General features: G+C 74.3%; 21 protein-coding genes, 1 other RNA gene and 1 pseudogene. 21 read left to right on the forward strand and 2 right to left on the reverse strand.

What is annotated here, in order from left to right:
* Positions 1-19: 19 nt before the first annotated feature.
* The 12 genes from ACFQ8E_RS06270 (at position 20) to ACFQ8E_RS06325 (ending at position 8,746) form a co-directional block, all read left to right on the forward strand.
* The gene (locus tag ACFQ8E_RS06270; protein WP_430549725.1) at positions 20-712 is read left to right on the forward strand and encodes a TetR/AcrR family transcriptional regulator; all 693 of its coding nucleotides are present in this window, start codon (positions 20-22) and stop codon (positions 710-712) included.
* Complete coding sequence (locus ACFQ8E_RS06275; RefSeq protein WP_430549726.1) at positions 709-1,611, forward strand: alpha/beta fold hydrolase; 903 nt, start codon at positions 709-711, stop codon at positions 1,609-1,611. Before ACFQ8E_RS06270 ends, ACFQ8E_RS06275 begins: the two co-directional genes overlap by 4 nt.
* A 114-nt stretch (positions 1,612-1,725) precedes the next feature.
* The gene (locus ACFQ8E_RS06280; protein WP_430549727.1) at positions 1,726-2,988 is read left to right on the forward strand and encodes a CpaF family protein; all 1,263 of its coding nucleotides are present in this window, start codon (positions 1,726-1,728) and stop codon (positions 2,986-2,988) included.
* Positions 2,988-3,845: a type II secretion system F family protein gene (locus ACFQ8E_RS06285; RefSeq protein WP_430549728.1), complete on the forward strand. Its 858-nt coding sequence runs from the start codon at positions 2,988-2,990 to the stop codon at positions 3,843-3,845. Before ACFQ8E_RS06280 ends, ACFQ8E_RS06285 begins: the two co-directional genes overlap by 1 nt.
* A complete protein-coding gene (locus tag ACFQ8E_RS06290) occupies positions 3,842-4,783 on the forward strand; it encodes a type II secretion system F family protein (protein ID WP_430549729.1) in 942 nt (313 codons plus the stop codon). The genes ACFQ8E_RS06285 and ACFQ8E_RS06290 overlap by 4 nt, the downstream gene beginning before the upstream one ends.
* A gap of 59 nt (positions 4,784-4,842) precedes the next feature.
* On the forward strand, positions 4,843-5,028 hold the full coding sequence (locus ACFQ8E_RS06295; protein ID WP_430549730.1) for a hypothetical protein: 186 nt from the start codon (positions 4,843-4,845) through the stop codon (positions 5,026-5,028).
* A gap of 1 nt (position 5,029) precedes the next feature.
* Positions 5,030-5,434 (forward strand): VOC family protein, encoded by a 405-nt coding sequence (locus ACFQ8E_RS06300; protein ID WP_430549731.1) that lies wholly within the window; start codon positions 5,030-5,032, stop codon positions 5,432-5,434.
* A complete protein-coding gene (locus tag ACFQ8E_RS06305; RefSeq protein WP_430549732.1) occupies positions 5,431-5,898 on the forward strand; it encodes a TadE family protein in 468 nt (155 codons plus the stop codon). Before ACFQ8E_RS06300 ends, ACFQ8E_RS06305 begins: the two co-directional genes overlap by 4 nt.
* Positions 5,899-6,044: 146 nt before the next feature.
* On the forward strand, positions 6,045-6,449 hold the full coding sequence (locus tag ACFQ8E_RS06310; RefSeq protein ID WP_430549733.1) for a pilus assembly protein: 405 nt from the start codon (positions 6,045-6,047) through the stop codon (positions 6,447-6,449).
* A gap of 41 nt (positions 6,450-6,490) precedes the next feature.
* Entirely contained in the window at positions 6,491-6,913 is a 423-nt protein-coding gene (locus ACFQ8E_RS06315) for a hypothetical protein (protein ID WP_430549734.1), read from the forward strand.
* Between the two features lie 97 nt (positions 6,914-7,010).
* Positions 7,011-7,454 carry an RrF2 family transcriptional regulator gene (locus ACFQ8E_RS06320; protein WP_430549735.1) on the forward strand — a complete coding sequence of 148 codons (444 nt, stop codon included), beginning with the start codon at positions 7,011-7,013 and terminating at the stop codon, positions 7,452-7,454.
* Positions 7,455-7,531: 77 nt separating this feature from the next.
* A complete protein-coding gene (locus ACFQ8E_RS06325; RefSeq protein WP_430549736.1) occupies positions 7,532-8,746 on the forward strand; it encodes a globin domain-containing protein in 1,215 nt (404 codons plus the stop codon).
* Between the two features lie 9 nt (positions 8,747-8,755).
* On the opposite strand, the gene ACFQ8E_RS06330 is transcribed toward ACFQ8E_RS06325, so the two are convergent.
* Positions 8,756-9,292 carry a putative glycolipid-binding domain-containing protein gene (locus ACFQ8E_RS06330; protein WP_430549737.1) on the reverse strand — a complete coding sequence of 179 codons (537 nt, stop codon included), beginning with the start codon at positions 9,290-9,292 and terminating at the stop codon, positions 8,756-8,758.
* 104 nt (positions 9,293-9,396) lie between these two features.
* On the opposite strand from ACFQ8E_RS06330, the gene ACFQ8E_RS06335 reads away from it, so the two are divergent.
* The 8 genes and pseudogenes from ACFQ8E_RS06335 to ACFQ8E_RS06370 all read left to right on the forward strand — a co-directional run bounded on the left by ACFQ8E_RS06335 (position 9,397) and on the right by ACFQ8E_RS06370 (position 17,422).
* Positions 9,397-9,780, forward strand: a complete 384-nt coding sequence (locus ACFQ8E_RS06335; protein ID WP_430549738.1) for an ankyrin repeat domain-containing protein — start codon at positions 9,397-9,399, stop codon at positions 9,778-9,780.
* Positions 9,781-9,850: 70 nt separating this feature from the next.
* Complete coding sequence (gene prfB / locus ACFQ8E_RS06340) at positions 9,851-10,966, forward strand: peptide chain release factor 2 (protein ID WP_430549739.1); 1,116 nt, start codon at positions 9,851-9,853, stop codon at positions 10,964-10,966.
* A 208-nt stretch (positions 10,967-11,174) separates the two neighbouring features.
* Positions 11,175-11,852: pseudogene (gene ftsE, locus ACFQ8E_RS06345) on the forward strand (cell division ATP-binding protein FtsE); the annotation flags it as partial.
* 281 nt (positions 11,853-12,133) lie between these two features.
* Entirely contained in the window at positions 12,134-13,045 is a 912-nt protein-coding gene (ftsX, locus tag ACFQ8E_RS06350) for a permease-like cell division protein FtsX (RefSeq protein ID WP_430549740.1), read from the forward strand.
* 8 nt (positions 13,046-13,053) lie between these two features.
* Positions 13,054-14,508, forward strand: coding sequence for a peptidoglycan DD-metalloendopeptidase family protein (locus ACFQ8E_RS06355; protein ID WP_430549741.1), 1,455 nt, complete (start codon positions 13,054-13,056; stop codon positions 14,506-14,508).
* 102 nt (positions 14,509-14,610) lie between these two features.
* Positions 14,611-15,111 (forward strand): SsrA-binding protein SmpB, encoded by a 501-nt coding sequence (gene smpB, locus ACFQ8E_RS06360; RefSeq protein ID WP_429762444.1) that lies wholly within the window; start codon positions 14,611-14,613, stop codon positions 15,109-15,111.
* Between the two features lie 129 nt (positions 15,112-15,240).
* Positions 15,241-15,608, forward strand: a transfer-messenger RNA (tmRNA) gene (ssrA, locus tag ACFQ8E_RS06365).
* Between the two features lie 101 nt (positions 15,609-15,709).
* Positions 15,710-17,422 (forward strand): beta-N-acetylhexosaminidase, encoded by a 1,713-nt coding sequence (locus ACFQ8E_RS06370; RefSeq protein ID WP_430549742.1) that lies wholly within the window; start codon positions 15,710-15,712, stop codon positions 17,420-17,422.
* A gap of 17 nt (positions 17,423-17,439) precedes the next feature.
* Here the strand turns inward: ACFQ8E_RS06370 and ACFQ8E_RS06375 are convergent, their stop codons facing one another.
* Positions 17,440-18,438, reverse strand: a complete 999-nt coding sequence (locus tag ACFQ8E_RS06375; protein ID WP_430549743.1) for a DUF4349 domain-containing protein — start codon at positions 18,436-18,438, stop codon at positions 17,440-17,442.
* A 202-nt stretch (positions 18,439-18,640) separates the two neighbouring features.
* On the opposite strand from ACFQ8E_RS06375, the gene ACFQ8E_RS06380 reads away from it, so the two are divergent.
* Complete coding sequence (locus tag ACFQ8E_RS06380) at positions 18,641-19,792, forward strand: ROK family protein (protein ID WP_430549744.1); 1,152 nt, start codon at positions 18,641-18,643, stop codon at positions 19,790-19,792.
* The last annotated feature ends 29 nt before the right edge of the window (positions 19,793-19,821 follow it).

Below are 19,821 nucleotides of genomic sequence, written 5' to 3' on the forward strand. Positions count from 1 at the left end.
GGTCACTACGGAGGTCCTGATGCCCCGTCCGCTCGTCCCCGACCGCCGTGCGCGCATCCTCGACGCCGCCCGCGCCCTGATCCTCGAGAACGGCTGGCCCCGCACGACGGTCGCCGACGTCGCGGCGCGAGCCGGCATCGGCAAGGGCGCCGTCTACCTCGAGCTCCCCGACAAGGCCGCGATCCTCGACGCCGTCCTGCGGCGCAGCACCCGGGACCTCACCGCCGAGGTGCGCCGACGCGTCGTCGAGGCCGCCGGGGTGGTCGACCTGCCCGCCGTCTACCGGTTCGGCACGGAGGCGCTGCTGGGCGACCCGCTGATGCGGGCCCTCTACGTCGGCGACGAGACGCTCCTGGGCGACCACGTGCGCGACGTGGCCGGCGGTGCCGGCGGCGACCGGTACGTGGGGCGGCTCGGGTGGCTGTCCGAGTACATCGCACGGCTGCAGGACGCCGGGATCGTGGACCCCGCCGTCCCCACGGCGACGGTGGTGCGGGTCCTCGGAATCTTCAGCGTCGGCCTGGTGCACGCGCCGGGCACGATCGGCGCGACGTCGGACGACGAGCTGCGCGACGCCGTCGCGCTCTTCGCCGACCTCGTCGGCCGCGGGCTCGCCGTCGACCTCCCCGCCGACGTCGAGGCCGCCCGTGCCGCGCAGCTCGGCCTCCTCGCCCGCCTCGACCACCAGCTCGACCTCTTGGAGGAACCATGACCGACGGCGCCGTGGCGGGCGTCTTCGCCACCTGGACCGACCTCACCGTGGTCGGCGGCCCCGTGCGGCACTACCGTGCCGGCGACACCGGCCCGCCCGTCCTGCTGCTGCACGGCGGCATGCTCGACACGGCGGCGGGGGTGTGGCGCCACGTCGCGGGCGACCTCGCCGCCGACCATCGCGTGCACGTCGTCGACCTGCCGCGGCACGGCGGCAGCAGGCCGTGGGCGGGGTTGCTCGACGACGCGTTCTACCGCACGTTCCTCGGCGAGCTGCTCGACGCCCTCGGGCTGGAGCGCGCCGCCCTGGTCGGGCTGTCGCTGGGCGCCGGCGTCTCGGTGGGGTTCGCGCTGGACCACCCGGAGCGCGTCGACGCGCTCGTGGCGATCGGGCCCGGCGGCATCGGCCGGCGGCGCCGGGCGCAGCTGCTCACCTGGCTCGCGCTGCGCACGCCCGGCCTGCTGCGGCTCACCAGCCGCTGGCTGGCACGGCGACCCGCCGTGGTGCGCCGGTCGATGGTGGACAACCTCGCGGCCGGAGAGGCCACGGACGGCTTCGAGGAGATCGTCGCGCTCGTCCAGGAGGAGGCGCGGGCGAAGGCCGCCCACGGGGAGCCCGCGCTCGACGACTGGATGGTCCGCGCCTACGGGCCGTTCGCCATGGCCCTCGACCACCTGCCCCACCTCTCGGCGCTGCGGGTGCCGTCGCTGTGGGTGCGCGGCGACCGCGACCCGTTGGTCGGGCACGAGGAGCTGGCCGCGGCCGCCGCGGCGGCACCGGGCGCCCGCCTGACCACCATCCGAGACGCCGGCCACATCGTCACCTACGACCAGCCCGCGGCGGCGTCGTCGCTGGTCAGAGAATTCTTGGCAGCCTCCCGCGGAGGCGGTCCCGGGTAGCGGTACGAGACCTTCGCCCGGGTTGTCCACAGGGCGGACCCGGGCGATTGCCCGGGTCCCCTACTCTGGTGCCGCTTTCGCCGCCGATGAGGGCACCGACGAGAGGACAGATCAGTGTCGATCGACACGCCGGCGCCTGCCGACGCCGCCGCACTGCTCGAGCACGAGGTGCGCGAGCTCGTGCGCCGCCGCGCCCTCGACCCCGTCCGCGACCGGCCGGGCCTGGAGCACCTCGTCGCGGAGGCCTCCGCCGACTACACCGAGCGCGCCACCCGCGGCGTCGTCCCTGCGCTCGCGGACCCGCAGGGCACCGCTCGCGCCGTCGTCGACGCGCTCGGCGGCCTGGGCCCGCTGCAGCGCTACCTCGACGACCCCGAGGTCGAGGAGATCTGGATCAACGCGCCCGCCAAGGTGTTCGTCGCCCGGCGCGGGGTCCCCGAGCTCACGACGACGATCCTTACCGCCGCGCAGGTGCGCGACCTCGTGGAGCGGATGCTCAAGGCGTCCGGACGCCGCCTCGACCTGAGCAGCCCGTTCGTCGACGCCTCGCTCCCCGGCGGCGAGCGCCTCCACGTCGTGATCCCCGACGTCACACGCGACCACATGGCCGTCAACATCCGCAAGCACCTGGTGCGCGCGGACCACCTCGACCACCTGGTGCGGCTGGGCTCCCTCACCGCCCACGCCGCCGCCTTCCTCGACGCCGCGGTGCGCGCCGGGCTGAACGTGCTCGTGTCCGGGGCGACGCAGGCGGGCAAGACCACGATGCTCAACGCCCTCGCCGGCTCGATCCCCGCGGGGCAGCGGGTGATCTCCTGCGAGGAGGTGTTCGAGGTCCGCTTCGCGGCCCGCGACCACGTCGCCATGCAGTGCCGCCAGCCCAGCCTCGAGGGCACGGGCGAGATCCCGCTGCGCCGGCTGGTCAAGGAGGCGCTGCGGATGCGACCGGACCGGATCGTCATCGGGGAGGTGCGCGAGGCCGAGAGTTTCGACATGCTCGTCGCCCTCAACGCCGGCATCCCCGGGATGTGCACCGTGCACGCGAACTCGGCGCGCGAGGCCGTCACGAAGATGTGCACGCTGCCGCTGCTCGCGGGGGAGAACGTGTCCGACCGCTTCGTCGTGCCGACCGTCGCGTCGGCGATCGACCTGGTGGTGCACCTCGACGTGGCCTCGGACGGCTCCAGGCAGGTGCGGGAGGTCGTGGCCGTGACGGGACGTGTCGAGGGGGACCGGGTCGAGACCGCTGGCATCTTCCACCGGCAGCCGGCCGAGCAGGGTGGCGACCTGGTGCGCGGCGACGGCTTCCCGCCCGGTGAGGAGCGCTTCGCGCGCGCCGGCGTCGACGTCCGTGCGCTGCTGGCCGGGGGCCGCTGATGGGCGTCGTCGTGGGGCTCCTGCTCGGCGCCGGCCTGGCGTCCGTGTGGCTGTCGTGCTGGGAGGCACCCGCGCGTCCGCGCCGTCGCGCCGGTCGTTCGGCCGCCGTCCAGGACCTGCTCGTCCAGGCCGGTGCGCCCTCGGTGACCCCGGCAGCCCTGTGGTGGCTCAGCGCGACGGCGGGCGTCGTCGTGCTGCTCGCCGGGCTGGCGCTGACCCGCTCGCCCGCCATCGCCACCTGCTTCGCGCTGATGGCTGCGGCCGCGCCCGAGCTGCTGGTGCGGGTGCGGGCCAGGAAGCGCCGGCGGGACCTGCGCGAGGTCTGGCCGGAGGTGGTCGACCACCTCGCGTCGGGCGTGCGGGCCGGGCTCTCGCTGCCGGAGGCCGTGGCACAGCTGAGCGAGCGCGGCCCGGTGGAGCTTCGTGAGCCGTTCGCCCGGTTCGCGGCGGACTACCGAGCGACCGGGCGTTTCGGGGAGTGCCTCGACCTGCTCAAGGCGCGGCTCGCCGACCCGGTGGCGGACCGGATCGTGGAGGCCCTGCGGCTGACGCGCGAGGTGGGTGGCACCGACCTGGGGCGCCTGCTGCGCACCCTGTCGTCGTTCCTGCGCGAGGACGCGCGGACGCGGGGCGAGCTCGAGGCGCGGCAGTCCTGGACCGTCAACGGCGCGCGGCTCGCGGCCGCCGGGCCCTGGGTGGTCCTGGCGTTCCTCGCGACCCGGCCGGAGACGGCGCAGGCGTACAACTCGGCGGCGGGGGTCGCGGTCCTCGCCGCCGGGGCGGCCACGTCGGCGCTCGCGTACTGGTCGATGCGCCGGATCGGGCGGTTGCCCGAAGAAGGCCGGGTGCTGCGATGACGGTTCCGGGGATCTCCGGCGCCGGCGCCCTCGTCGGGCTGCTCGGCGGACTCGGCCTGCTGCTCGTGATCGCGCGTCTCCGCGCCCGCCGGACGACCCTCGACCAACGGCTGGCCCCGGCGCTGCGCCCGCGCGACGCGACGTCCGGGCTGCTGAGGGAGCAGCCCACCCACACCCCGTTCCCCGTGATCGAGCGGCTGCTCGCCCCCTGGGTCGCGGACACCGCGCACTGGTTCGAGCGGCTCGGGTCCTCCCGCGCGGACGTGCGTCGACGGCTCGACCGCGCCGGCTGGCACGAGAGCGTCGAGGCGTTCCGGGCACGGCAGGTCGTCTCGACGGCCCTGGGGCTGGCGGCCGGGCTCGTGCTCGCGCTGCTCCTCGCGGCCACGCGCGGGTCCGCACCGGTCCCGCTGGCGGCGCTCGTGCTGCTGTGCGGCGCCGGCGGGTTCGTCCTGTGCGACCAGTGGCTGAGCCGCGCCGTCCACCGTCGGGAGGAGCGGATGCTCGCCGAGTTCCCGACCGTCGCCGAGCTGCTCGCCCTCGCCGTCACGGCAGGCGAGGGGCCGGTGCCCGCCCTCGAGCGTGTCGCCGCCACCGCCCGCGGTGAGCTGTCCGGCGAGATCTCCGTGATGCTCGCCGACGTCCGCGCCGGGGCGCCCATCGCCGCCGCCCTCACGGCCATGGCCGACCGGACCGGCCTGCCGTCGCTCACCCGCTTCGCCGAGGGCGTCGCCGTCGCGCTGGAGCGCGGCACGCCGCTCGCCGACGTGCTGCGCGCGCAGGCGCAGGACGTGCGCGAGTCGGGGCGCCGGGCCCTCATGGAAGCGGGTGGCAAGAAGGAGGTCGCGATGCTCGTGCCCGTGGTCTTCCTCATCCTGCCGATCACCGTCGTCTTCGCCGTCTTCCCGTCCCTCGCCACCCTGCAGATCGGCTTGTGAACGTGCGTGCCGACATCCGAACCCGCCGCCTCCGCGCGGTGCCACCGAAAGGACCGACCATGCACGACGAGACCGAGAACCTGATGGAGCGCCCCGACGCGGACGACCCGGAACGCGGGGACGTGCCCGGCTGGGTGCTCGTGACGTTGATGACGGCGGGGCTGGTCGTCGCGCTGTGGGCGATCGCCGGCCCGCTGCTCGAGGACACGTTCACGCGGGCGATCACGAGCGTCACGGGTCCGTGACATGGCCATCGGCAGGCTGCACCACCTGGTGATCGACTGCCCGGACCCGCGGGGCCTCGCGGAGTTCTGGTCGGCCGTGCTCGGCCAGGACGTGACGTACGCGGACGACGACTTCGTCGTGGTGGCGCGCAGCGACCGGCACTCCGGCCTCGCGTTCCAGCGCGCCCCCGACCATCAGGCACCGGACTGGGGCGACCCGGCACGGCCGCAGCAGATGCACCTGGACGTCATGGTCGACGACGTGGCGGAGGCCCACGCGCGCGTACTGGCGCTCGGCGCCCGCCGGTTGACCGCCGCGGCGCCGGGCTCGGGGGAGGGCGACGTGTACGCCGACCCTGCCGGCCACCCGTTCTGCCTCATCCCGCGGCCCGGCTGGGCACCGCCGGTCGAGGCGGGCCGGGCGTGACGGGACGGGCCGGGCCCGTCCAGACCGGGCCCGTCCAGGCCGGGCCTGTCCAGATCGGGTCTGTCCAGGTCGGGTCAGCCTCGACCGGACGGCGGGACGGCGAGCGGGGGTCCGCCGTCGCGGAGTTCGTCATGGTGTCCGCGCTGGTGATCGCGCTGTTCCTCGCCGTGGTGCAGGTCGCGTTGGCGATGCACGTGCGCGCGCTGGCGATCGACGCCGCCGCGGAGGGTGCCCGCGTGGCGGCCCGTGCCGACCGGGACCTGGCGAGCGGCGCCACCCGGACGCAGGAGCTGCTGACCGCCGCGCTGGGGTCCCGGTACGCCGACGACGTCTCGGTGCGCAGCACCGTGCAGGACGGCCTCGAGGTCGTCGAGGTGACGGTGCAGGTGCCGCTACCGGTGGTCGGGCTGATCGGGCCGTCCGGGATGCTCACGCTCCAGGGCCACGCGCTGGAGGAGGCGTGAGAGCGTGCGCTGCGCAGCCGCGCGGACCTCGGGCGGCGCAGGGAGCAGCCCGGAGGACACCCGACCCCGCGGCGCCCGACCAAGAGGCTTCGGACCCCGAGGCACCGGACCCCGAGGCACCGGACCCCGAGGCCGGCTCCGCACTGGTGGAGTTCCTCGGCACGGCGGTGCTGCTCCTGGTGCCGCTGGTGTATTTGGTGCTCACGGTCGCGCAGGTGCAGGCCGGGGCGTTCGCCGTCGAGGGCGCGGCGCGGGAGGCGGGCCGGGCGATGGTGACGGCCGACTCCTCCGAGGCGGGCGCGCAACGGGCCCGCGCGGCGGCCGGGATCGCTTTCGGGGACCAGGGGTTCGCCGTCGCCGACGGCTCGGTGTCCCTGGAGTGCTCGTCCGACCCGTGCCTCACGCCCGGCGCGACGGTGGGGGTCCGGACGCGGCTGGCGGTGCCGCTGCCGTTCGTGCCCGAGGCGCTGCGTGGCTGGCTGCCGCTGGAGATCCCGGTCACCGCGACGCACGTCGCGACGGTGGACGAGTACGGGACGGCGCGGTCGTGAGCCGGGGCGGGCCCGAGGGCGATTCCGAGGACGGGCGGATCATGCTGCTCACGGCCGGCGTGGTGGCGGTGGCGCTGATGCTGGTTGGCATGGTGGCGTCGGCGACGGCCGTGCACCTCGACCGCAAGCACCTGTACGACCTCGTGGACGCCGTCGCGGCCGACGCGGCGGACGCCGTGCCCCCGGAGCGGTTCTACGACGGGACGTCCTCGTCGCCGGGGGAGGCCGTGCTCACGCTCACCGACGCCGACGTCGAGGCGTCGGTGCGCGACTACCTCGCCGCGCACCCGGGGGAGTCGGAGGGGCTCGACCACCTGCGCCTGGTGGAGGCGACCTCACCGGACGGGCGGACGGCGCAGGTCGGTCTGGCGGCCACGTCGCGCCCGCCGCTGCTGCGGTGGTTCACGGATGCGTTCGGCGGCGGGTTCACCGTCGCCGCGACGTCGTCGGCGCGCGCGGGCTGAGCCCCGCGGGAGGCTCGCGGGATCCGGGTGGGCAGGTGTGGAACTTCCCACACCGTCAAAGGCGCATCCAGGATGCCGATTTGGCTAGCCTGCGGGTGTGCAGCTCACCGCGTTCACCGACCTCGGCCTGAGGATCGTCATGCGCCTCGCCGTGCTCGACGCCGAGCAGACGGCCACCACCCGCGTGCTCGCCGAGCAGCTGAACGTGCCCGCGACGCACGCGGCGAAGGTGGTCACGAGGCTGGGGCACCTCGGCGTCGTCGAGGCCCGCCGCGGCCGGGCCGGCGGGCTGCGCCTCGCGGACGGCGCCCGCGACCTGTCCGTCGGGTTCGTCGCGCGCGCCCTCGAGGGCGACGGCGAGGTCGTCGAGTGCGAGGGCGCGAACCCGTGCCCGTTGCGCGGCGGCTGCCGGCTGCGCGGCGTGCTGGCCCGCGCCCGCGAGGCGTTCTTCGCGGCCCTCGACCCGGTGACGATCGCCGACGTCTCCGCCGCGCCCACCCGGGACCTGCTGCTCACCATCGGTGCGCGCCCGCCCGGCTGACGTCCGCGCCGGTCGCCCCCACGAGGCGCACCCACCAGGCGCGGAGATCCCCGAAGGAAGAGACAGGAGAGTCACCCATGCTCACCCCCGAGTCCGCCGCCGTCGTCCGCGCCACGCTGCCCGTCATCGGCGGCGCGATCGGCGACATCACGCCGATCTTCTACCGGCGCATGTTCGCCGCGCACCCCGAGCTGGAGCGCGACCTGTTCAACCGCGGCAACCAGGCCCGCGGCGACCAGCAGCGGGCGCTCGCCGGGGCCATCGCGGCCTACGCGACCCTCCTCGTCGACGGCGGTCCGGACCCGCGCGCCGTCCTGGCCCGCATCGCGCACAAGCACGCCTCGCTCGGGATCCTCCCGGAGCAGTACCCGATCGTGCACGAGCACCTGTTCGCCGCCATCGTCGAGGTGCTCGGCGACGCCGTCACGCCCGAGGTCGCCGCGGCGTGGGACGAGGTCTACTGGGACATGGCCGACGCGCTCGTCGAGATCGAGCTCGGCCTCTACGCCGAGGCAGGGGTGGCGCCCGGCGACGTGTGGCGCACCGCCTACGTGCGCCGGCGGGTGCAGGAGTCGCCCGACACGATCTCGCTTGAGCTCGTCTCCTCGGACGGCGCCCCGCTCCCCGCCGCGCGGCCCGGGCAGTACGTCTCGGTCGCCGTCACCCTGCCCGATGGCGCGCGGCAGATCCGGCAGTACAGCCTCACGGGCGCCGGGGCGCCCGGCGCGTGGGCCGTCTCGGTGAAGGCGATCCTCGCCGGCGCCGTCCCGGGCGGCGTCGCGCCCGCGGGCGAGGTCTCCAACCACCTGCACGACAACGTGTTCGAGGGCGACGCCCTCGAGGTCTCCTCCCCGTTCGGCGAGCTCGCCCTGGTCGAGGGGGAGAACCCGCTGGTGCTGGTCTCGGCGGGGATCGGCATCACGCCGATGATCGGCTTCCTGCACCACCTGCGCGACGTCGGCACCTCGCGCCGCGTCGTGGTGCTGCACGCCGACCGATCGCCGTCGCGCCACGCGCACCGCGCGGAGCTCCGCGCGCTCGTCGACGACCTCCCGACGGCCGAGCTGCACCGCTGGTACGAGGACCTCGGGACCCGCCCGGTGCAGGACCGGCTGCGCTCGGGGTACATCGACCTGGACGGCGTCGACGTCCCGCACGACGCCGACGCCTACCTCTGCGGCCCGGCGCCCTTCATGGCGGTGGTCCAGTCGGCCCTGCTCGGCCGCGGCGTCACCGCCGACCGCATCCACCACGAGGTCTTCGGCCCCGGCCGGGAGATCGCCGCCGCCTGACCGGTCCGCTCATCCGTCGTCGGCGAGGCGGGTGAACAGGCCCGGGTAGTCCACGACGAGGCCGTCGGCGTCGACGGAGATCTCGCGGTGGAAGTCGCCGTCGCGGGACTCGTAGACGTACCGGTCGGTGTCGAGCCGGGTGTACCGCTGCGGGTCGGGCGAGACCTCGAAGGTGTCCCCGTCGACGTACGCCGTGACGATGTCGGCCGCCGTCCCGACCGCGAGGTCGAGGCGGCGGATCGGCAGCGTGTTCGTGAACGGGCTGAACGAGAGGTCCACGTCCACGGCGTCGGCCAGGTCGGTCCGGGCGGCGCCGTCGACCCACCAGGAGCCGTCGTCGTCCCGGCCGAGGTCGAGCTGGCGGCGGTCCGACGAGCGCAGCCGCAGGCCCCGGAAGGTCCAGGTGGCGTCGAGCTCCATCGCGTACTCGAGCCGCACCGGCCCGAGGTCCACGACGGACCGGGCGCGGAGCCGGTCGTCGCGGGGGAGCAGGTCGAGGTGCTCGACGCCGCCGGACCCGAGCCGCCGCCACCGGTACGTCGCCATCCCCGCCCGCCTCCGTGCTCCGTCGTGGCGCGGACCCCGTGCACGGGGTCCGCTCGGTCCAGGATCGACCCGGACCGCCGTCCCCGCCCGGTAGATTCGCGCGCATGACCGACGACAACCCGCCCGTCGACAAGCTGCCGGTCGACCTCGACCAGATGTTCGACCTCGCCCGCGCGGGCGCCGACCTGCTGCTGGAGTTCGTCGACGCCGGCGTCCCGGCCGACCACGCCGACGCCGCGGGCAACACGCTGCTCATGCTGGCGGCGTACCACGGGCACGCCGACCTGGTACGCGGCCTCGCCGAGCGCGGCGCCGACGTCGACCGCGTCAACGGGCGCGGCCAGTCGCCCCTCGCGGGCGCGGTCTTCAAGGGCTCCGACGACGTCGTCGCGGCGCTCCTCGCCGCCGGCGCCGACCCCGACGCGGGGACGCCCAGCGCCCGGGACACCGCGCAGATGTTCGGCCGCGCGCTGCCCGAGCGGGGCTGACTCCGGCCGCGGGCAGCCCGCCGACGTCGTCGGGCGGGACCGGGCCGCGTGGCGGGTAACCTTGAGGATCGTGGCCACCATCGACTTCCCCGCAGAGATCAAGGCGCTCCGCGCCACCCTCGACTCCATCGAGGCCGTGAGCGACCCCACGGTGCTGCAGGCGAAGATCGACGACCTCACGGAGCAGGCCTCGGCCCCCGACCTGTGGGACGACCCGGAGAAGGCCCAGAAGGTCACCTCCGCGCTGTCCACCGCGCAGGCCGAGCTGCAGCGCGTGGAGAAGCTCGGGCGGCGCATCGACGACGTCGAGACGCTCGTCGAGCTCGGTCAGGAGATGGAGGACGAGGACTCGCTGACCGAGGCCGAGGCCGAGGTCGCGGCGATCCGCAAGGACCTCGACGCCCTCGAGGTGCGCACCCTGCTGTCCGGCGAGTACGACGCCCGGGACGCCGTCGTCACGATCCGCGCGGGCGCCGGCGGCGTCGACGCGGCGGACTTCGCCGAGATGCTGATGCGCATGTACCTGCGCTGGGCCGAGCGGCACGGCTACTCGACGAAGGTGATGGACACCTCGTACGCGGAGGAGGCCGGGCTGAAGTCGGCCACCTTCGAGGTGAACGCGCCGTACGCCTTCGGCAACCTGTCCGTCGAGGCCGGCACGCACCGCCTGGTGCGCATCTCGCCCTTCGACAACCAGGGCCGTCGCCAGACGTCGTTCGCCGCGGTCGAGGTGGTGCCGCTCATCGAGCAGACCGACTCGATCGAGATCCCCGAGTCCGACCTCAAGATCGACGTCTTCCGGTCCTCCGGCCCGGGTGGCCAGTCCGTGAACACGACGGACTCCGCCGTGCGCATGACCCACCTCCCCACCGGCACGGTCGTGTCGATGCAGAACGAGAAGTCGCAGATCCAGAACCGCGCTGCGGCGCTGCGCGTCATGCAGTCCCGCCTGCTGCTCATCCGGCAGCAGGAGGAGGCGGCGAAGAAGAAGGAGCTCGCCGGCGACATCAAGGCGAGCTGGGGCGACCAGATGCGCTCCTACGTGCTGCAGCCCTACCAGATGGTCAAGGACCTGCGCACCGAGCACGAGTCGGGGAACACGCAGGCCGTGTTCGACGGCGCCATCGACGACTTCATCGAGGCCGGGATCCGCTGGCGCCGCTCGGGCGGCGCCGACGCCGCCTGACGCGCTCCCCGCGGCCGACGACGCCGCCCGGACGTCTTGAACGGGTGCCCCGGGCGTCATCCCTGACCCGCGACACACCGGCGTGTCCTTCGCGCCACCCTCCCCGCCGGGTGCGACTCTCGGGAATCGGGCGGCCCCGGCCCAGGCGCGACGTGACGTCGTGCCCGCTCCGGTGCCGCACGGTCGACTGGCAGGGGAGAGGCACGTCGTGATCCGGTTCGAGAACGTCTCGAAGGTCTACGCCCGAGGGGCACGGCCCGCGCTCGACGACGTCTCCGTCGACGTCTCGCGCGGGGAGTTCGTCTTCCTCGTGGGCGCGTCCGGCTCGGGCAAGAGCACGTTCCTGCGGCTCGTGCTGCGCGAGGAACGGCCCACGGGCGGCACCGTGTACGTCGCGGGCCGCGACCTGTCCCGGCTCTCGAGCTGGAAGGTGCCCTCCCTGAGGCGCAGCATCGGCGTCGTCTTCCAGGACTTCCGCCTGCTGCCCGGCAAGACGGTCTACGAGAACGTGGCGTTCGCCCTCCAGGTGATCGGCAAGCCGCGGCACACGATCCGCACCACGGTGCCCGAGGTGCTGGAGATGGTGGGCCTGGACGGCAAGGAGAAGCGGCTCCCGCACGAGCTGTCCGGCGGCGAGCAGCAGCGCGTCGCGATCGCGCGGGCGTTCGTCAACCGGCCCCAGATCCTGCTGGCGGACGAGCCGACCGGCAACCTCGACCCCACCACGTCGCTGGGCATCATGCGGCTGCTCGACCGGATCAACCGCACGGGCACGACCGTGGTCATGGCCACGCACGACGACGAGATCGTCAACGAGATGCGCAAGCGCGTCGTCGAGCTGTCGACCGGGTCGGTGGTGCGCGACGAGGTCGACGCGGTCTACGGCGAGCGGGAGTCGATCCTGCCGCAGGTGGGGCAGACGCCGGTGCTGGACGCCCCGGGTCGCGGCGAGCGGGCGGTGCAGCGGGTGCAGGTCTCGCCCGAGCCGGCGGACCTCGAGGCCGAGCGGGCCGCCGAGGCGGCGGCCGCGAGGGCGGCTGCCCAGGAGCCCGAGGCGCCGCCCGCTCAGCCCGTGGACCCGGAGCCGGCGGGCGCGTCCGCGGACGAGGTGGTGCAGCAGGTGCTGCGCGAGCACGAGCGCGTGCGCGCGGGACGGGAGGCCTGAGGGTGCGGCTCCAGTTCGTCCTCACCGAGGTCCTCCAGGGCCTGCGACGCAACCTGTCGATGGTGATCTCCGTCGTCCTCGTGACGTTCGTGTCCCTGACCTTCGTCGGCGCGGCGGCGCTGCTGCAGACACAGGTCACCAAGCTCAAGGGGGACTGGTACGACCTCGTCGAGGTGTCCGTCTTCCTCTGCCCGGACGGCTCCACCGCGCCGACGTGCGCCGACGGCGAGGCCACGAAGGAGCAGGTCGCCGGGCTCGAGGAGCTCATCGACACCGAGCTGTCCGACGTCGTCGCCGCCACCTACTTCGAGAGCAAGGCGGACGCCTTCGAGGCGTTCACGCAGCTCTACCCGGACGGCTACCAGGGCACCCAGCTCACCGAGGACGACATGCAGGCGTCGTTCCGGCTCAAGCTCGTCGACCCCGAGCAGTACCAGGTGGTCGACGACGTCCTCGAGGGCCGCGCGGGCGTCGAGGTCGTGGAGGACCAGCGCGAGGTGTTCGAGCCGTTGTTCCTCGCGCTCGGGCGGGCGTCGCTGCTGGCCGCGGGGCTCGCGGGCGTGATGCTCCTCGCGGCGGTGCTGCTCATCACGACGACGATCCGGCTCTCGGCCGTGTCGCGACGTCGTGAGACGGGCATCATGCGCCTGGTCGGCGCGTCGAACCTGTTCGTGCAGCTGCCGTTCATGCTGGAGGGCGCGATCGCCGCGCTGGTGGGCGCGCTGCTCGCCGTGGGCGGGCTCTGGCTCGCCGTGCAGTACCTGGTGACGGACTGGCTGCAGGACTCCGTCGACTGGGTGGCCTACGTGGACGTGGGCGACGTCCTGATCGTCGCGCCGCTGCTCATCGGGATCGCCGTGCTCCTGGCGGTGGTGTCGTCCGTGGTGACGCTCAACCGGTACACGAGGGTGTGAGATCGCAGATGACGACCCTGAGGATGTCCCCCGGCGTCGGCAGGCGCGCGCTCGGCGGGCTCGTGGCCGCCGTCCTGGTGCTGGGCGGCGCGACGACGTCGGCGACCGTGTCCGCCGGGGTGTCGGCACGCACGGCGGCCGCGGACGACATCGACGACCAGCGGGCCGCCGCGGAGGCGAAGCAGCGCGCGAAGGAGCGCGAGCGCGACGGCCTGCAGGAGGAGCTCGAGGACACCAACGCCAAGTACCGCCAGGCGGTGCTGGACCTCAACGAGGTCGAGGGCCGGCTCCCGGTGGCGCAGGCCGAGCTCGCGGCCGCCGAGGCGGCGCTCGAGGAGGCGCGGCGCAAGGCCGCGATCCTCGCGCAGCGGTTGTCCGACGCCGAGGCCGAGGAGGCCGCCGTCGCCGGACAGATCGAGGCCGGCAAGGGCAAGGTCGACGCGGCGCGCGCCGACGTCGTGCAGATGGCGCGCCAGGCGTACCGCAACGGGGACGACACGAGCACCCTCGGCATCGTCACCGGAGCGCAGTCCACCGAGGACTTCCTCGAGGAGTTCGCGGTGTCGTCGTCGGCGGCGCGCAGCCAGGCGCGCACCTTGACCGACCTGCAGGACGCCGAGGCGGTGGCCCGCAACCAGCAGGCGCGCCTCGACGCCATCCGGTCCGCGATCGAGGATCTCAAGCGCGAGGCCGACGCCAACGTGGTGGCCGCGGAGAAGGCTCAGCGGCAGGCGGCGGACCGCAAGGCCGAGGTCGAGCGCCTCATCTCCAAGCAGCGCAAGCTCAAGGCGTCGATCGAGGCGCAGAAGGCGAACGCCCTCGAGGAGCTCAAGGCGAACGAGCAGGCGCAGCAGAGCCTCGAGGCGCAGCTCAAGGACATCATCGCCAAGCAGAAGGCCCGTGACGCCCGGCTCGCCGAGGAGCGTCGCAAGGCCGAGGAGGCGGAGCGCAAGAGGCAGGCGGCTGCCGAGCGGCGGAGCAACAGCGGCGGCGGTGGGGGCGGCGGATCCAGCAGCGGCGGCGGAGGCGGCGGTGGCGGCGGTGGCTCGTCGTCGTCCGGCCCGTTCCTCGGCTGGCCGACGAACTACCACGTCGTCACCAGCTCCTACGGGATGCGGTTCCACCCGACCCTGCACTACTGGCGGCTGCACGCCGGCACGGACATCCGCACGTACTGCGGCACGCCGATCTACGCGGCGCAGAGCGGGTACGTCGAGCAGGCGCACTACACGTCCGGCGGCGGCAACAACGTGCTCATCAACCACGGCGCGTACAAGGGCCGCAACGTGATGTCCCGCTACCTGCACCTGACGTACGACACCGTGAGCGTGGGCGAGAAGGTCAGCAAGGGCGAGATCATCGGCTACTCCGGGTCGACCGGGACCTCGGCCGCGTGCCACCTGCACTTCGAGGTCTACGTCAACGGCAGCACCACGGACCCGATGGGCGGCTGGCTGAACTGACACCCCGGGTGTGTTCGCAGGGCGCGGAAAAGCCCTGGCCGTGACGGGGGGCTCCCGTATCCTGGGTCGTCGCGAGACCGCGCGAACCGGGAGGAGGAGACCATGTCCAACAAGGCCAAGGGCGCCAAGAAGAAGCAGGGCGACCCGCGCACGATCGTGGCGAACAACAAGAAGGCCCGCCACGACTACGTGATCGAGGACGTGGTCGAGGCCGGGATCGTGCTGTCCGGCACCGAGGTCAAGGCGCTGCGCATGGGGCGCGCGTCGCTGCTCGACGGGTACGCGGCGATCGACAACGGCGAGGCCTGGCTCGAGAACGTGCACATCCCCGAGTACTTCCAGGGCACCTGGAACAACCACGCCCCGCGGCGCAAGCGCAAGCTGCTGCTGCACCGCGAGGAGATCGACCGGCTGGGCGTGAAGTCCCGGGAGAAGGGGCACACCCTCGTCCCGCTGAGCCTGTACTTCCTGGACGGGCGCGCCAAGGTCGAGATCGCGCTGGCGCGCGGCAAGAAGGAGTACGACAAGCGGCAGACGCTGCGCGAGCAGCAGGACATGCGCGAGGCGCAGCGCGCCATCCGGCACCAGGAGCTGCTGGGCTGAGGCGTCCCCGTCCCGGCGCGGCCTGCGGAAATAAGGGCGCGCCCGCGGTGGTTGATCCACTAGACTGGACGACGTCGGCACGGGTTCCCGTGGCCGACAGGGTCGGCAGACCTGGTTGACAAATGCACAGGGGCTGATCGGTTTCGACGGTGGTCGTGCTTCGAGGAGAAGCGGGCCGAGGATGCAGGCTCATCTCGTGAACGCTTGCCTGCAAACCTATAGGTGCCGATAACAAGCGCACCGACTTCGCCCTCGCCGCCTGAGCGAGCTCCGAAGTCCGTGAGCCCGGGATTGCTCTCGACCCGGTAGCTCACGTCATCTAGAGAGCCACTGCTCGTCGCCCTCGTCACCGGGGCGGCGGGGACACCTAGGTGACTGGGCCCGTCCGCACCTTGTCTGCGTGAGTGCGGGGGCCGAGAAAATCACAGCAGACTGCGCCCGGAGAAGTCCTCGAATAGCGCCACCGGACCCGGGTTCGATTCCCGGCAGCTCCACCCCTGCGAAGGCGGGCCACCCTCGGTGGCCCGCCTTTCGTGCGTCCCGGCCCGAGCGGAGAGGCCCATTGCTTCGGAGCCCGAACATTTTCTAGGGTGGCCGGATGCCGTACGCCGCCGACGTCGTCCCCGCCCCTGTGTCCCTCCGCGCCGACGGAGAGGTGCTCGCTCTGCGCGACGGTGCCCGGGTCGCCGCCGACCCGGACCTGCGCGCCGCCGCCCGGTGGTGGAGGCGGGTCAGCGAGGACGCGTTCGGGCTCGATCTCGTGCCGGTCGGACCCGGCGCTGCGGACGACGAGGACGCCGACGTGACCTTCGCGCTGGACCGGCTCGTCCCCGCCGGGGGCTACCGGCTGGCCGTCACCGACGGCGGCGGTCGCGCGGTCGTCCACGTCGCCGCGGGTGACGCCGCGGGAGCGCACGCGGCCGCGCAGACGCTGCGGCAGCTGGCCGGCCCGCAGGCGTTCCGCCGCGCCGGTCACGCGCCGCTCGCGCTGCCGGTCGTGACCGTCGACGACGCCCCGCGGTTCGGTTGGCGCGGCGTGCTGCTCGACGTGGCCCGGCACTTCCTGCCGAAGGCGGACGTGCTGCGGTTCGTCGACCTCGCCGCCGCCCACCACCTCAACGTGCTGCAGCTCCACCTCACCGACGACCAGGGCTGGCGGATCGAGGTGGAGCGGTACCCGCGGCTCACGGAGGTCGGGTCGTGGCGGCGCGAGTCCGGCGTCGGGACCTGGCGCGCCGAGCGCTACGACGGCCGTCCCCACGGCGGGTTCTACACGCGCGACGACCTGCGGGAGATCGTGGCCTACGCGCGCGAGCGCGGCGTCACCGTGGTGCCCGAGATCGGCTCGCCCGGCCACGTCCAGGCTCTGCTCACCGCCTACCCGGAGCTGGCCGCGCGCCCCGGCGCGCACGAGGTGCGCACCACCTGGGGCATCAGCGAGGACGTGATCGACCCGTCGGACGCCGCGGTCGACTTCTTCACGGGGGTCCTGGACGAGGTGATCGAGGTCTTCGACGCGCCGTTCGTCTCGCTCGGCGGGGACGAGGTGCCCACGACGGCGTGGCGCGAGCGTCCCGACATCGTGGCGCGTGCCGCCGCGCTCGGCCTGGTCGGCCCCGACGGGGAGGGCGACGTGGCGCGCCTGCACGGGTGGTTCCTCGCGCGGCTCGCCGAGCACCTGCGCTCGAAGGGCCGCCGCGCCGTCGTGTGGGACGAGGCCTTCGGGCCCGATCTGCCGCGGGACGTCGTCGTCACCTGCTGGCGGGGGCACGCCGTGGCGGCGGACGCCCTCGCGGCCGGGCACGACGTCGTCATGGCCCCCGAGCAGGAGGTGTACCTCGACCACCGCGCCGCCGAGGGCGACGACGAGCCCGTGCCCGTGGGCTTCGTGCGCACGGTCGCCGACGTGCGGGCGTTCGAGCCCCTGCCGGCCGGGCTGCTGGAGGCGCGACCCGAGCTGGCCGGCGACCTGCCGGGCACGGTGCTGGGGGCCCAGGCGCAGGTCTGGAGCGAGCACCTCGACTCGGCGCGCCGGGTCGACTACGCGGCCTTCCCGCGCCTCGTCGCGTTCGCGGAGGCGGTGTGGAACCCCGCGGCTCCGGGGTTCGAGGAGCGTCTGCGGGGCGGTCACCTCGCCCGCCTCGACGCCGCGGGCGTCGAGTACCGTCCGCTCGACGGGCCGCGGCCCTGGCAGCGCCGCCCGGGGGTCGCGGGGTGGCCTCGCGATCTCGCCGCCGAGCGCGCGAGCGCCGGCTGGGCCGGGATGGGCGGCTGGGTCGAGGGGCGTGACGGCGCAGAGCCGGGGGAGTAGCGGCGAGGGCCGACCGGTCAGCGGCCGGCCGGCACCGGCTCGGGGGCCTCGTCGGGCGCGGCGGGGCGCGGGGAGTCCGGGCCGTCGGCGTCGTCGTCCGGGCCGTCCGAGGGGTCGTCGCCCGCGCCCGGGCGGGCGCGCCCCCGCAGCCAGCGGTAGCCGAGGTAGCCGAGCCCGCCGAGCGCGAGCCACGGGAGCAGCACGCCCAGCACGAGCACGACCGTCTGGATCGTCGTGACGAGGGCGCCCCAGCCCGAGGCGAGGCCTCCGAGGAACCCACCGCGCGACTGCGCGGCGGCGACGGGCTCGGGCACGATCTCGACGTCGAGCGTCGACATCGCCACCTGGTCGGACAGGCGCTGGCGCTGCGCGGTGAGCGCGTCGAGGTCGGCCTGGCGTTCGGACAGCTCCTGCTCCACCTGGAGCAGGTCCTCCGTGCTGCCGGCGGCCTTCATGAGGTCGCGCAGCCGGTCCGTCGACGTGGTCAGCGCGGCGATGCGGGCGTCGAGGTCCTGCCCCTCGCCGGTGACGTCGGTGCTGTCCATGTCGACGCTCTCGACCGTGCCGAGCGTGTCCAGGGCCTCGACGGCGCCGGTCATCCGGTCGGAGGGCAGCCGCACGGTCAGCGACGCCGACCCCGCCGAGTCGTCGGTGGCAGCCGTCTCGGAGCGTCGCTCGACGCGACCGCCGGCCTGCTCGACCAGCCGCGCGAGCTTCGTCGCGGCCGCCGCGGGGTCGTCGGCGACGACGGTCGCGCGGCCGGTGGTGACGATCTCGCGCGCCGCGGCCGCGCCGGGCTCCGCGGCGCTCTCCGCGACGGAGGATCCGTCCGCCGCCTGCTCGGCGCTGCCGACGTCCGCGGCCGCGCCGGCGCTGTCGGCCTCCACCGCGGAGGACCCACCGCCCGAGTCGGCCCCGCCCGAGGAGCACGCCGTGACGACCAGCAGGAGCGTCGCCGCCAGAGCCGTGCGGAGCGGTGCACGGCGGGTCCGGGCCTGGCGCGGGGTGGCGGGCATGGCTCAGAGCGTAGGGGGCGGCGGGTTCGCGCCCGGCCCGCTCCGCACGATCGTGACCCGACCGTGCCGAGACCGTGACCTAGGGCGATGTCGTCCGGTCGCCGATCCGCCGCCGTCGGCGCGTCACGATCCGATCACGCCTTCCCGTGGGCGGGGGATCGCGGATTGACAGAGGGCTAGTTAAGACGCTGTACTAACAAACATGTCCACGCCGACGACGCGCACAGCACGACGAGGTCTGGGTGCCGGCCTGCGAGCCACCTCCAAGGTGCTCCCCGAGCACGCCCGGGCGCACAACCGCTCCTTGGTGCTCCAGCACCTGTTCCACGAGGGGCCGACCTCCAGGGCCGACCTGGCCCGGGCCACCTCCCTGACCCGCGTGACCATCTCCGACCTGGTGAACGTCCTCCTCGCCGAGGGGCTCGTCGAGGAGCTGGGCGTGCAGCCCGGCCGGCGGGTCGGCAAGCCCGCGATCCTCGTGGGGATGCGGACCGACGCCTACCAGATCGTGGCGGTCGACCTGTCGGACGACGCCGTCATGCGCGGCGCGGTCATGACCCTCACGGGCGAGGCCGTCGTGCGCCGCTCCCTGCCGGTGGCCGGGCACGTCGGCGACACGCTCGTGGACCTGCTCACGCGCTTCGCGCGCACCCTGATCTCCGCCGCGACCCGCCCCGTCATCGGCGTGGGCGTCGGCTCGCCCGGCGTCGTGGACGACTCCGGCCGCGTCGTCGAGGCCCCCAACCGGCAGTGGACCGACCTGCCGCTGGCCGCGATCCTCACCGACCGGCTGGCCCTGCCGGTCCACGTGGCCAACGACGCGAACTCCGCCGCCCTCGGCGAGTACACCTACGGCGGCGCCTCCGACTCCATGCTCGTGCTGACGGTCGGGCAGGGCGTGGGAGCCGGGGTGATGGTCGACGGCTCGCGGGTGCACGGCTCCGCCGACGCCGCGGGCGAGCTCGGGCACGTCACGGTCGTGGACGACGGCGAGCTCTGCGCCTGCGGCCGTCACGGCTGCCTGGAGACCGTGCTCGCCGCCCCGGCGCTCCGCCGCGCTGTCGCGGGGCTGGACCCCGCCGCCGCGGACGAGGCGCTCGCCGGCGTGGGCCGCACCCTCGGCGTCGCCCTCGCGCCCGTCGTGGGCGCCCTGAACCTCGGCGAGGTGCTGCTCAGCGGCCCCGCCGACCTGCTCGACGGCGCGCTGCGCACCGCCGCCCTGCAGACCCTGACGGACCGCACGATGCCGGCCACGGCCGCCGGGCTGCGGTTGCGGATGGCCACGCTCGACGAGGACGTCGTCCTCGCCGGTGCGGCCGTCCTGGTGCTGGCCGCCCAGCTCGGCGTCTCCTGACCCCGACGAAGGACCTGCACCCGCGGCGC

Origin of the sequence: Isoptericola sp. NPDC056573 (assembly GCF_042793335.1) — a bacterium.
Classification (GTDB): Bacteria; Actinomycetota; Actinomycetes; order Actinomycetales; family Cellulomonadaceae; genus Isoptericola.

What these genes read in the sequence shown, in the direction of transcription:
- ACFQ8E_RS06270 (WP_430549725.1), top strand. Translation starts at nt 20, where the DNA reads ATGCCCCGTCCGCTCGTCCCCGACCGCCGTGCGCGCATCCTCGACGCC.
- ACFQ8E_RS06275 (WP_430549726.1), top strand. Translation starts at nt 709, where the DNA reads ATGACCGACGGCGCCGTGGCGGGCGTCTTCGCCACCTGGACCGACCTC.
- ACFQ8E_RS06285 (WP_430549728.1), top strand. Translation starts at nt 2,988, where the DNA reads ATGGGCGTCGTCGTGGGGCTCCTGCTCGGCGCCGGCCTGGCGTCCGTG.
- ACFQ8E_RS06290 (WP_430549729.1), top strand. Translation starts at nt 3,842, where the DNA reads ATGACGGTTCCGGGGATCTCCGGCGCCGGCGCCCTCGTCGGGCTGCTC.
- ACFQ8E_RS06295 (WP_430549730.1), top strand. Translation starts at nt 4,843, where the DNA reads ATGCACGACGAGACCGAGAACCTGATGGAGCGCCCCGACGCGGACGAC.
- ACFQ8E_RS06300 (WP_430549731.1), top strand. Translation starts at nt 5,030, where the DNA reads ATGGCCATCGGCAGGCTGCACCACCTGGTGATCGACTGCCCGGACCCG.
- ACFQ8E_RS06315 (WP_430549734.1), top strand. Translation starts at nt 6,491, where the DNA reads ATGCTGCTCACGGCCGGCGTGGTGGCGGTGGCGCTGATGCTGGTTGGC.
- ACFQ8E_RS06325 (WP_430549736.1), top strand. Translation starts at nt 7,532, where the DNA reads ATGCTCACCCCCGAGTCCGCCGCCGTCGTCCGCGCCACGCTGCCCGTC.
- ACFQ8E_RS06330 (WP_430549737.1), bottom strand. Translation starts at nt 9,292, where the DNA reads ATGGCGACGTACCGGTGGCGGCGGCTCGGGTCCGGCGGCGTCGAGCAC.
- ACFQ8E_RS06335 (WP_430549738.1), top strand. Translation starts at nt 9,397, where the DNA reads ATGACCGACGACAACCCGCCCGTCGACAAGCTGCCGGTCGACCTCGAC.
- ACFQ8E_RS06355 (WP_430549741.1), top strand. Translation starts at nt 13,054, where the DNA reads ATGACGACCCTGAGGATGTCCCCCGGCGTCGGCAGGCGCGCGCTCGGC.
- smpB (WP_429762444.1), top strand. Translation starts at nt 14,611, where the DNA reads ATGTCCAACAAGGCCAAGGGCGCCAAGAAGAAGCAGGGCGACCCGCGC.
- ACFQ8E_RS06370 (WP_430549742.1), top strand. Translation starts at nt 15,710, where the DNA reads ATGCCGTACGCCGCCGACGTCGTCCCCGCCCCTGTGTCCCTCCGCGCC.
- ACFQ8E_RS06375 (WP_430549743.1), bottom strand. Translation starts at nt 18,438, where the DNA reads ATGCCCGCCACCCCGCGCCAGGCCCGGACCCGCCGTGCACCGCTCCGC.
- ACFQ8E_RS06380 (WP_430549744.1), top strand. Translation starts at nt 18,641, where the DNA reads ATGTCCACGCCGACGACGCGCACAGCACGACGAGGTCTGGGTGCCGGC.